Source organism: Peribacillus sp. AS_2 (assembly GCF_026891895.1).
Taxonomy (GTDB): domain Bacteria; phylum Bacillota; class Bacilli; order Bacillales; family DSM-1321; genus Peribacillus; species Peribacillus frigoritolerans.
The window spans coordinates 175,395-187,808 of the sequence record NZ_JAPTGA010000001.1 but is presented as its reverse complement, the minus strand read 5'-3'; the positions used below and the strand labels follow the sequence as shown (position 1 = coordinate 187,808).

The 12,414-nt window shown below is 43.6% G+C and carries 13 protein-coding genes; all 13 read right to left on the bottom strand.

The features are described 5' to 3' along the window. Positions 1-54: 54 nt before the first annotated feature. The gene (gene rpiB, locus OTG27_RS00915) at positions 55-501 is read right to left on the bottom strand and encodes a ribose 5-phosphate isomerase B (RefSeq protein ID WP_034315832.1); all 447 of its coding nucleotides are present in this window, start codon (positions 499-501) and stop codon (positions 55-57) included. Positions 502-834: 333 nt separating this feature from the next. Further along, positions 835-1,278: a low molecular weight protein arginine phosphatase gene (locus OTG27_RS00910; RefSeq protein ID WP_048685867.1), complete on the bottom strand. Its 444-nt coding sequence runs from the start codon at positions 1,276-1,278 to the stop codon at positions 835-837. A 142-nt stretch (positions 1,279-1,420) separates the two neighbouring features. Then, positions 1,421-1,987 (bottom strand): manganese efflux pump MntP, encoded by a 567-nt coding sequence (locus OTG27_RS00905; protein WP_048685870.1) that lies wholly within the window; start codon positions 1,985-1,987, stop codon positions 1,421-1,423. Between the two features lie 74 nt (positions 1,988-2,061). After that, positions 2,062-3,111, bottom strand: a complete 1,050-nt coding sequence (locus OTG27_RS00900) for an L-threonylcarbamoyladenylate synthase (RefSeq protein WP_268935977.1) — start codon at positions 3,109-3,111, stop codon at positions 2,062-2,064. Positions 3,112-3,400: 289 nt separating this feature from the next. After that, complete coding sequence (gene spoIIR / locus OTG27_RS00895; protein ID WP_268935976.1) at positions 3,401-4,333, bottom strand: stage II sporulation protein R; 933 nt, start codon at positions 4,331-4,333, stop codon at positions 3,401-3,403. 150 nt (positions 4,334-4,483) lie between these two features. After that, entirely contained in the window at positions 4,484-5,353 is an 870-nt protein-coding gene (prmC, locus tag OTG27_RS00890) for a peptide chain release factor N(5)-glutamine methyltransferase (protein ID WP_307729971.1), read from the bottom strand. Further along, complete coding sequence (prfA, locus tag OTG27_RS00885) at positions 5,346-6,416, bottom strand: peptide chain release factor 1 (RefSeq protein WP_048683507.1); 1,071 nt, start codon at positions 6,414-6,416, stop codon at positions 5,346-5,348. Before prfA ends, prmC begins: the two co-directional genes overlap by 8 nt. A 164-nt stretch (positions 6,417-6,580) precedes the next feature. Beyond that, positions 6,581-7,030, bottom strand: a complete 450-nt coding sequence (locus tag OTG27_RS00880) for a hypothetical protein (RefSeq protein ID WP_268935975.1) — start codon at positions 7,028-7,030, stop codon at positions 6,581-6,583. A gap of 189 nt (positions 7,031-7,219) precedes the next feature. Continuing rightward, the gene (locus OTG27_RS00875) at positions 7,220-7,825 is read right to left on the bottom strand and encodes a thymidine kinase (protein ID WP_034315845.1); all 606 of its coding nucleotides are present in this window, start codon (positions 7,823-7,825) and stop codon (positions 7,220-7,222) included. 138 nt (positions 7,826-7,963) lie between these two features. Then, positions 7,964-8,164 (bottom strand): 50S ribosomal protein L31, encoded by a 201-nt coding sequence (gene rpmE / locus OTG27_RS00870; protein WP_034315847.1) that lies wholly within the window; start codon positions 8,162-8,164, stop codon positions 7,964-7,966. A 149-nt stretch (positions 8,165-8,313) separates the two neighbouring features. Next, entirely contained in the window at positions 8,314-9,603 is a 1,290-nt protein-coding gene (gene rho / locus OTG27_RS00865; RefSeq protein WP_034315849.1) for a transcription termination factor Rho, read from the bottom strand. A gap of 318 nt (positions 9,604-9,921) precedes the next feature. Then, positions 9,922-10,884 carry a class II fructose-bisphosphatase gene (gene glpX / locus OTG27_RS00860; protein WP_034315852.1) on the bottom strand — a complete coding sequence of 321 codons (963 nt, stop codon included), beginning with the start codon at positions 10,882-10,884 and terminating at the stop codon, positions 9,922-9,924. A gap of 99 nt (positions 10,885-10,983) precedes the next feature. After that, complete coding sequence (locus OTG27_RS00855) at positions 10,984-12,267, bottom strand: UDP-N-acetylglucosamine 1-carboxyvinyltransferase (RefSeq protein WP_034315853.1); 1,284 nt, start codon at positions 12,265-12,267, stop codon at positions 10,984-10,986. Positions 12,268-12,414: the final 147 nt, after the last annotated feature.

Below are 12,414 nucleotides of genomic sequence, written 5' to 3'. Positions count from 1 at the left end.
CGCATCCTTTCAATAAGAAAACTTACTATCGGAACTCTCCAAAAACCAAAAGAATTAGCTGTGCTTACCTTCGTACTCCGCAATCTTACCAATCCTGTTTTGATGGCGCCCGCCCTCAAATTCCGAAGTCAGCCACGTTTGGGCAATTTCCCTGGCTAGCCCCGGGCCAATGACACGTTCCCCCATCGCTAACATATTGGTATCATTATGCTGACGGGTCAATTTCGCACTATAGACATCATGAACCAATGCACATCTTATTCCTTTGACCTTATTGGCAGCAATGCTCATTCCGATTCCAGTTCCACAGATTAAAATGCCCCGATCGAACTCACCCCGTGCCACTTTTTCAGCAACCGGCAAGGCATAATCAGGATAATCCACCGACGTACTGCATTCACAGCCAAAGTCCTCAAATGGAATCTGTAACTCATTCAATAAATTCTTTATTTCTTCACGGATATGTATACCACCATGATCCGAAGCAATCGCAACTTTCATCATAATCCTCCTCTAGCTTTTTCATTTGATTTTATTGTGTCACAAAATTATGAAAAGATAAAGGATGTCCATCCTTTTCCCCGCAAAGAAGCAGGAAACCTACTCTGGTTTCCTGCTAGCGGGTAATGGTCCTGTTCAACTTTTCCGCTTCCGCTTTAAGTTCCATTGACGATGTTTCGACATTTTCCATGACTGCCCCTTGTTCGCTTTTGACAGCCGACACTTCTTCCGCTCCAGCAGATGCTTATTCTGCAATGGCAGCCAATGCTGCCTTGATCCTATACCAAGCTTAGTAATATCTTTTACCCCAGCGGCCACATTATGTACCCCAGTTCAATTTTTAAGCCTTTTGACTAATTCATCTATCAATTCCTGCAGCTCTCTGAACGTTTCCCGATAAATGCCTTCAGAACCGCCGAACGGATCCATTATATCTCTATCATATTTATCGCCGAGAATGAATTCTTTTAAAGTAAAGGTCTTATCGATCATTTGGGGATATGAACGGGTAATGGCCGATTTATGTCCTTCCGTCATGGTGAAGATATGAGTCGCCCACTCCATTTCCTTCGCGGATAAAGGCGTTGAATGATGATTATGCACTATGTCATTTTCAACCAATACATTTTTAGCATGCATTGAAGCATCCTGACCTGTCGAAGCATACACGCCTGCGGACTTCACTTCAACACCCGCAATATTCTTGTTTTTCAATATCGCTTCTGCCATCGGGCTTCGGCATGTGTTACCTGTACATACAAATAATACTCGGATCATTTTAACGCCTCCTTTTTTATTCATTATAAGCTATCGCCCGTTTATTATAGTCAAAAAATCACTGTCATTTTGTCCGAAGAAAAATAAAAACCGCTCCGTTAATCGGAACAGTTGAGGTAGGAATGATATGAATTCAGGCGGATCAAAAAGAGAACAATAGTTTCAATCCAAACGCACACAGAATGCTTCCGCCAAGAATCTCACTATACACGCCAAGCAAACCCTGCATTTTTCTACCCAGTAAAAGCCCCGCCCACGTTAATAGAGTGGCGGCAAACCCAAAACAAAGAACCGTTAAAATCGTTTTGGCACCGTAAATCCCCAGAGTCAACCCTACCGAGAAGCTATCCAGGCTTACCCCTAAAGCAAAAATGATTAAACCTTTCCCGACAGGAGCCAGCATCTTATTTTGCATGGCACCAGCTCCATCCTTTTTACCAGGAATAAACATCTGTATACCAAGAATGATCAACAATAGACCGCCGGCGTATGTAGCGAAGGTCCCGAATTTTTCTGAAATGAAACGGCCTGCCCCCATTCCTAGCAAGGGCATCCAAATATGAAAAATGCCGACTGTCAAACCTATAAACAGAATTTGCCTCAACCTTAGCTTAAACATTCCCATTCCAAGGCCCACTGAAAAGGCATCCATTCCCAAAGCGAAGGCCATTAGCAATAAGGTGATGATTTCTCCAGCAAATGTATTCATTCCAATCCCCCTCGGACGTGCCTACTACATGTTATGCATGTCCGAAAAGAAATAGAAGGATAAATCAGTCCTTATTACACATGTTCCTTGATGATTTGATGACCTGCTGCCTTCTCAAGCCGGTTCATGACCGCAGCCCCTATTCCATGGTCAGGAAACATTTCACTAAAAATGACATCGACCTCCAGCTCGTCAAACTGTCTTAAGGCATCATATAAGCCTGTCGCAACTGTATGTAAATCGGCTAGTGAACCTGGGACAACCACATAATCCGCCTTATAATCCTGTTGATGTTCATGAGCCGTAATGATGCCCACCTTTAACCCGTCACTTCTTTTTTCATCCACAAGCTTCTGAAGGAAAGCTTGATTACCCTTGACTAAAAATAGAGGGGCCTTTGGAGCATAGTGGGTATATTTCATGCCCGGAGCCTTTGGCGCCGTTTCCTGATTCTTCAAATCGACATCTTGCCTGACTTCCCCAATTACCGCTTCAAGCTGTTCCAGGGTCACCCCGCCAGGCCTTAAAATAACAGGGACTTCCACAGTGCAATCCAGTACTGTGGATTCCACGCCCACACCTGTATTCCCGCCATCGACTATACCTGCAATCCGGCCCATCAAGTCATCTTCAACATGTTTTGCTGAAGTGGGGCTTGGTTTCCCGGAAGTATTTGCACTTGGAGCCGCAATGGGCAAACCACTCGCACGAATAAGGCCAAGGGCAACCTGATGATCCGGCATCCTGACAGCCACCGTGTCCAATCCAGCTGTCACAAGATTCGATAGCTGGCCCGGTTTCCGTTTCATGATCAAAGTCAAAGGACCCGGCCAAAATTCTGCCATTAGCTTCCGGGCCTGTTCCGGAATCTCTTCAACAATACCCGACAACTGGTCATCGGAGGCTATATGAACGATTAAAGGATTATCACTCGGACGCCCCTTTGCTTCGAACACTTTTTTGACCGCCTCGTCATTTTTGGCATTCGCGCCGAGTCCATAAACGGTCTCTGTAGGAAAAGCAACCACTTGATTAGCCTTTAATAATTCAGCTGATTGTATAATCTGGGGATAACTTTGTAAATTATCCACATTTTTATCCACTGACCAAATTTTTGTTTTCATCTTGAACACCATCGCCTTTTAACATTTCTTATTTTATATAATCGCTTTAATATGAACGGTTTTTTCAATTTAACGTACGAATTCCACTTAAAAGATACTTTGAAAGTATAAAAGAAGTATACACATATTTCAAGTGTTATCCACAAATTGGGGATAACTACATCGAATCCGTGGATAAGTTTGTGGATATTAATGATTAATGACAGACTTTTTTGATTTTTTGTTAATAACCCTGTGGATATGTTTTTAAAATTATCTGAATTTAAAGAAGAGGGACTCTGCCCCCTCCTTAAAATAGATCATTGAAGATTTCTGCAAACAAGGACTTCACTTCCACCTCAGGCTCCTTTTCCCCTTCATATAATTGTTGACCTTTTTCATTGGATGCCGCAAGTTCAACCTTGTTTTCTTCAGCTTTCCCTTCAATGACTTCATCTGTCACTTGTTTCTTATCTTTCACTGCCACTTCTTCTTTTACCTCTGGCTCTACAACCTCTTCTTTTACCTTTACTTCCGGTGCTTCCTCTTTTACACTCTCCTCGATTACCTCTTCTTCAACTACTTCCTCCGGCCTTTTTTCCTTTTCAGCCAGCACTTCTTCTTCAACTACTTCCTCCGCTACAGGTTCACTTTCTTCATTCGTTGCAGCATACGCCGTCCCTTCCGAAGTCAAGGAACCTTCCTCTTCATCCTCGACAATCGGACTTTGACTTACAGCCGTCCCATTTGAAAAATCCAAGAAACACAATGGGGGAAATAACACACACCACCAATTAGCGCCGTCCCCTTCACCAAGCGTGATAATCACTGCTTCATATTCCCCTGCCGGATATAAATACTGCCCGTACAGCTTTGTCGGAAATTCAGCTTGTCCAAAATCCACTTTCACCGACTGCTCCAAACCCTGTTCCTTTATTACCGCCTCAGCCGTCGCCTGGATATCCGGCAGATGCGAGGTGATCACATCCCTCGCCTCATCCAAAGAAGTAAGCTCAGCGACCCACTTTGTGATATCTTCATTTACCTTATCCCTAATCAGTCGTTTAACCGCTTGGTCCTCTTCTTTATCACTATTGGCGAGTATCCGCAGCCGAATCGCCTCATCCGGGATTACCTTTGTATCTTCTGCACCGACCATCTCCGCTTTAGGCATATATATACTTACGATCGTTCCTATAGTTAAGATTAATAGATAAATAATGGCTAAATGTTTAGTTTTCATCGCCTTCGCCCCCTCACATGAATCAGTCTCACCATTTTTCAGCTATCTTAAACTAGTAAAAACAAAAAAAGTTGATAGCTGGAAATATAGATTCCAAAGGATAATGAGGGTGCTGTCCCTAAAAAAACCGTCTCACATAAGGGAGACGGATCATTTTAATTCAGCAAAGACCATTCGATCTTTTTCATTAATGTCATTTATGATGGATACTTCCGCGGCAGGAAAGGTTCGCTTCAATAAATCGGCAACCGCCGCCCCCTGTCCTGCACCCACTTCAAAACCGATCAGTCCAGGCACCTTCATCACCAAAGGTAACTGTTCCATAAAGCGGCGGTAAAAATCCAGCCCATCGATACCGGCAAACAACGCACGGTGTGGTTCATGACCAGTCACGACCACTGACATGGATTTATGATCATCTTCTGGTATATATGGCGGATTCGATAAAAGAATGTCCACCTTCTCGTTTATATTCATGAAAGGCGAAAGCAAATCACCTTGCATGAACTCCACTTCGGCACCAAGTGATTCGGCATTTTTCCTCGCCACCTCAAGCGATGGTTGCGCTATATCCGTGGCCGTCACCATCAGGTTTGATTTTTCAAGTTTCATCGTTATGGCAATTGCGCCGCTGCCAGTCCCAATATCAACTAAACGGAGCTTCTGTCCCTCCATAAAAATCGCCGGGAGTTTACGTAATGTATAATAAATCAATTCTTCTGTTTCCGGTCTCGGTATGAGCACTTCTTCATTCACAAAAAAGGTCCGTCCATAAAATTCTTCACTGCCGATTATATATTGGATGGGCGTCCCCTCAGCATGCAGCTCAATAGCGTCCTTAAATTGCCCAAAATCCGCTTCACTAAGCTCATCATGAAGGTTGGCCAGCATTTGGGAGCGAGTTTGTTTTAAAAAGTGCTGTAACAGGATTTCCCCAGCATTGGCATCACGATCATTTTCCTTTAAAAAAGAAGAAGCCCATTTAAGGGCTTCAAAAACTTTCACGGCAGAATTATTCATCTGCATTTTCCAGCCTTGAAGATTGGTCTTCCATGATTAATGCATCAACGACTTCATCCAGTTTACCTTCCATGATTTGATCCAGTTTTTGAATCGTTAAACCAATGCGGTGGTCGGTAACGCGGTTTTGCGGGAAGTTATAAGTCCGAATCCTTTCAGATCGATCGCCCGTTCCAACGGCCAGCTTCCTGTTTTGATCATATTCCGCCTGTATTTCGCGATTGATTTTATCGAACACCCTGGCACGCAAAACCTTCATTGCCTTTTCTTTGTTCTTGATTTGTGATTTTTCATCTTGACAGGATACAACCGTATTAGTCGGAATATGAGTCAAGCGCACCGCTGACATTGTCGTATTGACACTTTGCCCTCCAGGACCGCTTGATGCAAAGGTATCGACACGGATATCCTTATCATGGATTTCAACTTCCACTTCCTCAGCTTCAGGTAAAACGGCAACCGTTGCTGTAGATGTATGAATCCGACCGCCTGATTCCGTTTCAGGTACTCGCTGAACGCGATGGGCTCCATTTTCGAATTTCAACTTTGAATAAGCGCCATTGCCATTAATCATGAATATGATTTCCTTGTAGCCGCCAAGCCCAGTAGGATTTGCTTCAATGACTTCAGTCCGCCAGCCCTGCACCTCGGCAAAACGGCTATACATCCGGTATAGACTGCCTGCAAATAAGGCCGCCTCATCTCCGCCAGCTGCACCGCGGATCTCCATGATCACGTTTTTATCATCGTTGGGGTCTTTCGGAATAAGCAATATCTTCAGCTTATCCTCAAGGCCTTGTATGGTCTCATCAAGTTCATTGATCTCCTCTTTTACCATTTCACGCATTTCCGCATCAAGTTTCTCCTCCAGCATCGCCTTCGCTTCCTGAAGTTGCTCACGAACCGCTTTATATTCTTTATAAGTCGACGCGGTCTCTTGAATGCTGGATTGCTCCTTGGAATATTCCCTTAGCTTCTTGGAGTCATTAATGATCTCCGGGTCACTTAATAGTTCATTCAATCTTTCATATCTATCTTCTACTGCTTGCAAACGATCAAACAAATTATTCACCTCATAAATTTTCCAAAACTTCTTAAACGAATTGGAAGTAATCCATCTCTTATTACTATAAATAAGTAGCTCAGTGCCCCAGCTCAGTTCACTTCTAGGTTAATTATAGTATAGGTGAATAATCAACGTCAAAGAGATTCAAAAATGTCGTGCCGTTACTTATTTAATTTGACATCTACATTATATTGAGGCACAACCCTGTTTATCATGCCTTGTATTCGCTGCATTTCCTTTTTTCTTTCTTTTTCGGTCTTGATTTTGCCTTTATCATGGACCGTAACGTGTATGGTATTTCCATTAAACCAAACGGAACCGGCCTCATAATTAGTTTCCGATTCGATCCCCCCGCGGATTTCATCAATTTGCTGACCCATGGATGGAGAATTATTGGATGTGTGATGCGGTGTGTTGAGGACCTGATCTGATGGTCGTTCCGCCTCATTATCCCAATCTTTATTGGATACTTGATTTAAACCATCGCCAACCCTGCCATCCCGGGATTGATCTCCATATTCCGAATCATTATTTATTGCATTGTCATTTTGACCGCATGCCGTTAGTGCAGCAAGCAGAAAGGCCGTCATGATAAGCAGTTTTAATTTCATATTTTTTCCCTCCATTTTGACTGGTTAAGAAGAACATTTCCTCGTTAGCCTACCCAAAATGGGGCAATATTTATCTTTTATTTCCCTTCCATGTATTGGTCAGGCCACCTTAATAACTCGACAGTTTTTTCAACTTTTCCGCATAAAAAAAGCACCCTGTGATCTCATTGGATCATAGGGCACCATCATTCAAATATGTTCTTTAATCCCAACAGCCTGCTTACCCGGAACTTCGTGATGATGGCGGCAGCGGGGCTCGTACGATTCCGATGCACCCACAAGGATGATCGGCTCATCATAGGAGGCCGGCTCCCCATCTATCAAGCGCTGTGTCCTGCTCGCAGGTGATCCGCATACTTCACACACTGCCTGCAGCTTAGTCACCGATTCTGCAAGCGATAATAGAACAGGCATAGGGCCGAATGGTTCACCTCTGAAATCTTGATCGAGTCCAGCCATAATCACTCGATAACCGCTGTCCGCAAGATGCTGGGCAACCCCGATAATTTCATGATCAAAAAATTGCACTTCATCTATTGCAATGATATCCAAGGGCTTGTCCAAATACTTAAAAATATCCGTTGAATGGGCAATCGGTTTTGCCATCACAGAAGAGCCATTGTGTGATACGACAGCCTCTTCCGCATAGCGATTATCAATAGCTGGTTTAAATACAGCTATCTGCTCTTTAGCAAATTGAGCACGGCTGACTCGTTTAATCAATTCTTCAGATTTACCTGAAAACATGCTTCCGCAAATAAGCTCGATCCAGCCTGTTTGTTTCATTACATACATGGAAACAGCTACTCCCTTCCACCTGTCGATCCATTGGCCATAATTGAAGTCGACCTGGCTTTGTATAAATTCTTACTTGTTTATGGAAAAGAAAAAACAGGCAAGAAAAATACTTGCCTGTTTTTTAAAAAGTCCGGCTTATTTAATACCGTATTTTTTGTTGAAACGATCAACACGTCCGCCAGCTTCAGCGAATTTTTGACGACCAGTATAGAATGGATGGCACTCTGAACAAGTCTCAACTTTGATCTCTTCTTTAACTGAACCAGTTTCAAAAGTGTTTCCGCAAGAGCAAATTACTTTTGAAAGCTTATAATTTGGATGAATTCCAGTTTTCATTCTTTTCATCTCCTTATGCCCTGAATCATTCGAAACAGAGTTATATACTTCAAGTTGAGGGAAAAGCACCCTCACATTTATTGTAAAAACACATGAACTCATTATAACAACTTAAGACTAGTTGTGCAACTGTTTGTTTCTTACAGGGTTTAAGAACGTTTTACGCTCGCTGGACCCTTTTTCATTTCTGACATCTCTTCATCCAGCTTACTGAAAAATTCTTCATTGCCTTTTGTCTGTTTTAGACGGCGAAGGAATTTCTCCGAGAAATCAGGCGAATCTGACATCGTTTTCCTGATGGCCCATAGTTTATCCAGGCGATCTTTCGGAATTAGCAATTCTTCTTTACGCGTGCCTGAGCGACGAATATCGATTGCCGGGAAGATCCGCCTTTCGGCAAGGGCACGATCTAGATGCAGCTCCATATTGCCCGTACCTTTAAATTCTTCATAAATGACATCATCCATTCTTGAACCCGTATCTACCAATGCTGTAGCAAGGATCGTCAGGCTGCCGCCTTCCTCGATATTCCTCGCCGCACCGAAAAAGCGTTTCGGACGATGGAATGCAGCAGGGTCAATACCCCCTGACAGTGTACGTCCGCTCGGCGGAATGACAAGGTTGTAAGCACGGGCTAGGCGAGTGATGCTGTCCATTAAAATGATGACATCCCGTTTATGCTCCACAAGGCGCATGGCTCGTTCCAACACCAGCTCAGCCACCTTGATATGGTTTTCCGGCACTTCATCGAAAGTTGAACTTACCACGTCTCCAGCGACGGAACGTTCAATGTCTGTCACTTCTTCCGGGCGTTCATCGATCAACAGCACAATCAATTCCGATTCGGGATGGTTTGTGGTTATCGCATTGGCAATTTCCTTGATGAGCATCGTTTTACCGGCTTTTGGCGGTGCAACAATCAGACCACGCTGTCCAAAACCGACCGGTGCCAGGACATCCATAATCCTGGTCGATAAGTTCTTCGGTGTCGTTTCCAGTTTAATTTGCCTGTTAGGATACAGCGGTGTTAAACCTGGAAAGTGGACACGCTCTTTAGCTGATTCCGGATTATCGCCATTGACCGCTTCAACATGCAGCAATCCATAATAGCGCTCGTTTTCTTTTGGAGGCCTTACCTTACCGGACACTTTATCTCCATTTCGCAAATCGAATCTGCGGATCTGTGAAGCCGAAATATAAATATCCTCCGAGCTTGGAGAATAATTAATTGGACGCAGGAAACCGAAGCCCTCTGAAGGGATGATCTCTAAAACGCCCTCCATGAATAGGAGACCGTCCTGCTCAGCTTGCGCTTTCAGGATAGCGAAAATAAGTTCCTTTTTGGAAAGTTTGCTGTAATAGGAAACTTTATATTCACGAGCGTGCTCATAGAGATCCTTAAGTTTCATGTTTTCTAAATTAGAAATAGTTAAATTCATTATGACACCACACTTTTATTAATTAAACGTTTTCACCCATACTGAAAAAGAATTGGTTTGTTAGATGGAAGAAAAACCGCAATCCATGTACCCGACCAGAGTTTTCTTAGAAAGGATGATACATTTTTACATGTAAAGAAGAAAATTATTTGAAGGCTTCTTGAAGTTTGGAGTGAAAGGGCAGATTTTAAATTATTAATAGTAGACCAAGCTTTATTTTACTTTTTTTATTTTAATTATTCAACTTAAATTTTTTTAAAGAGAAAGCGAGCGATGAAACCGCTCGCTTTTTAAAAGTGATTTTTCTAAAAAACGCTATCAGTCAATCAAACCATTCGGTTTAATCTTAAGACTGTGACGCCCATCAATGAATCGAACGGTACCAGATTTAGCACGCATGACTACGGATTGCGTTTCGCCGTAATGCCCTTTAAATTGTACACCGCGTAAAAGTTCTCCGTCAGTCACACCCGTTGCAGCAAAAATTGCGTCATCTCCGCGAACAAGATCTTCCATTCTGAGGACTTTTCCTAATTCAAGGCCCATTTTCCCACAGCGTTCCACTTCTTCATCAGTATGTGGAACGAGCTTACCTTGAATTTCCCCTCCAAGGCATTTCAAGGCAACGGCTGCAATGACTCCCTCTGGAGCTCCGCCAGATCCGAATAAGATGTCAACACCGGTAAGATCGAAGGCCGTATTTATCGCTCCTGCGACATCTCCATCATTGATCAGCTTGATACGTGCCCCTGCCTCACGAAGTTCATGAATGATCTTGGAATGACGATCGCGGTTCAATACTGTTGCAACCACATCTTGGATATCTTTATTTTTTGCCTTGGCTACCGCTTTCAGGTTGTCCAACACGGAAGCATTGATATCAATCTGACCAACTGCCTCGGGTCCGACTGCTATTTTATCCATATACATATCCGGGGCATGAAGCAAGTTCCCCTTATCGGCTATCGCCAATACAGCCAATGCATTCCAGCCGCCAGATGCAACGATGTTCGTTCCTTCTAATGGATCAACCGCAACATCCACTAGTGGTCCAAGACCAGTTCCAAGTTTTTCGCCAATATAAAGCATTGGCGCCTCATCCATTTCCCCTTCACCGATTACAACCGTTCCTTGCATGGGAATGGTATTGAAAACATCCCGCATCGCAGTTGTTGCTGCATCATCCGCTTCGTCTTTCTTTCCTCTTCCCATCCAACGAGCTGAATTTAGTGCCGCCGCCTCTGTTACGCGGACTAGCTCCATCGATAAACTTCTTTCCATTTCCGGTTCCCCCTCATGTACACTAGCATGATTTATTTATATATTAGTATAACACATTATATCATATATAGTAACACAATGAGGTAACAAGAAAAGGGATCAGCTTTTAAGCTGCTCCACTTCTTCTTGCGTCATTTCTTCACGCCAAATCGTCGCTCCCAAACCTGAAAGTTTTTCAACAAGATGGCTATATCCGCGATCTATATGTTCAAGCCCTGTCACTTCTGTAATTCCTTCTGCCATTAAACCGGCAATTACCAGAGCTGCTCCGGCACGTAAATCGCTTGCCTTCACTTTTGCCCCATGAAGTTGGACAGGACCATCGACGATGCCCGCTCTGCCCTCGACTTTGATCTTCGCATTCATGCGTCGCAGTTCATCAATATGCTTAAATCGTGCCCCGTATATCGTATCGGTCACCATGCTAGAACCGCTTGCTTTTGTTAAAAGGGAAGTGAAAGGTTGCTGAAGATCTGTTGGGAATCCAGGGTAAACCAACGTCTTGATATCAACGGATTTATAATTTTCTCCCGGTGAGACAAATATCTGGTCATCACCCGCTTCAATATTGATCCCCATTTCCCTCAATTTGGCAGTCAATGACTCCAAATGCTGGGGAATGACATTATCGATCAGAATCCCTTCACCGACAGCGGCGGCTAAAATCATGAAAGTACCTGCTTCAATCCGATCCGGTATGATCGTATGCTTGCAACCATGCAAACTTTCCACACCATCAATACGAATGATATCCGTTCCAGCACCCTTAATTTTCGCTCCCATATTGGTCAACAATGTGGCGACATCGATGATTTCCGGTTCTTTCGCAGCGTTTTCAATCACAGTGCGGCCTTTGGCCAAAACGGCGGCAAGCATGATGTTGATCGTTGCCCCTACACTAACGACATCCAAATATATGCGTGCTCCCCGAAGCTCGTCCGCCCTAAGGTAAATGGCTCCTTGTTCATTCGTCACTTGTGCGCCAAGTGCTTCGAACCCCTTAATATGCTGATCTATCGGACGGGGTCCTAAATGGCAGCCTCCTGGCAAGCCGATCACTGCCTTTTTGAATTTACCAAGCATTGCCCCCATTAAATAATACGAGGCACGTAATTTCTTGACCCTGCCATTCGGAAGAGGCATTGAAATCATCCTGCTGGGGTTGACTGTCATCTGTCCTTCGTCAAAGGACACCTCACCGCCAATTTCCTCCATTAACTCTTTCAGCATCTGTACATCCGAGATATCAGGCAGGCCTTCAATCGTTACGGGAGAGTCCGCCAAAATTGTTGCCGGAATAAGGGCAACCGCACTATTTTTTGCTCCGCTGACACGAATGCTTCCCTTTAGGGGATAGCCACCGGCAATTTTAAGTTTTTCCATAATAAACTCCCTTCCACGCTAAGCACTTAGAAGCTACTTCCAAAAAGTAATATTTTACCACAAGAAATTTGCATAATCCGACAACATTTACTATCTAGTTCTTTAGTTTACACAAAAGTAGAAAATTCATGTAAAAAAAGATAAAAA

What these genes read in the sequence shown, in the direction of transcription:
- spoIIR (WP_268935976.1), bottom strand. Translation starts at nt 4,333, where the DNA reads ATGAAAACTAAACATTTAGCCATTATTTATCTATTAATCTTAACTATA.
- prmC (WP_307729971.1), bottom strand. Translation starts at nt 5,353, where the DNA reads ATGAATAATTCTGCCGTGAAAGTTTTTGAAGCCCTTAAATGGGCTTCT.
- glpX (WP_034315852.1), bottom strand. Translation starts at nt 10,884, where the DNA reads ATGGAAAGAAGTTTATCGATGGAGCTAGTCCGCGTAACAGAGGCGGCG.
- OTG27_RS00905 (WP_048685870.1), bottom strand. Translation starts at nt 1,987, where the DNA reads ATGAATACATTTGCTGGAGAAATCATCACCTTATTGCTAATGGCCTTC.
- rho (WP_034315849.1), bottom strand. Translation starts at nt 9,603, where the DNA reads ATGAATTTAACTATTTCTAATTTAGAAAACATGAAACTTAAGGATCTC.
- OTG27_RS00900 (WP_268935977.1), bottom strand. Translation starts at nt 3,111, where the DNA reads ATGAAAACAAAAATTTGGTCAGTGGATAAAAATGTGGATAATTTACAA.
- OTG27_RS00910 (WP_048685867.1), bottom strand. Translation starts at nt 1,278, where the DNA reads ATGATCCGAGTATTATTTGTATGTACAGGTAACACATGCCGAAGCCCG.
- OTG27_RS00875 (WP_034315845.1), bottom strand. Translation starts at nt 7,825, where the DNA reads ATGTATGTAATGAAACAAACAGGCTGGATCGAGCTTATTTGCGGAAGC.
- OTG27_RS00880 (WP_268935975.1), bottom strand. Translation starts at nt 7,030, where the DNA reads ATGAAATTAAAACTGCTTATCATGACGGCCTTTCTGCTTGCTGCACTA.
- rpmE (WP_034315847.1), bottom strand. Translation starts at nt 8,164, where the DNA reads ATGAAAACTGGAATTCATCCAAATTATAAGCTTTCAAAAGTAATTTGC.
- rpiB (WP_034315832.1), bottom strand. Translation starts at nt 501, where the DNA reads ATGAAAGTTGCGATTGCTTCGGATCATGGTGGTATACATATCCGTGAA.
- OTG27_RS00855 (WP_034315853.1), bottom strand. Translation starts at nt 12,267, where the DNA reads ATGGAAAAACTTAAAATTGCCGGTGGCTATCCCCTAAAGGGAAGCATT.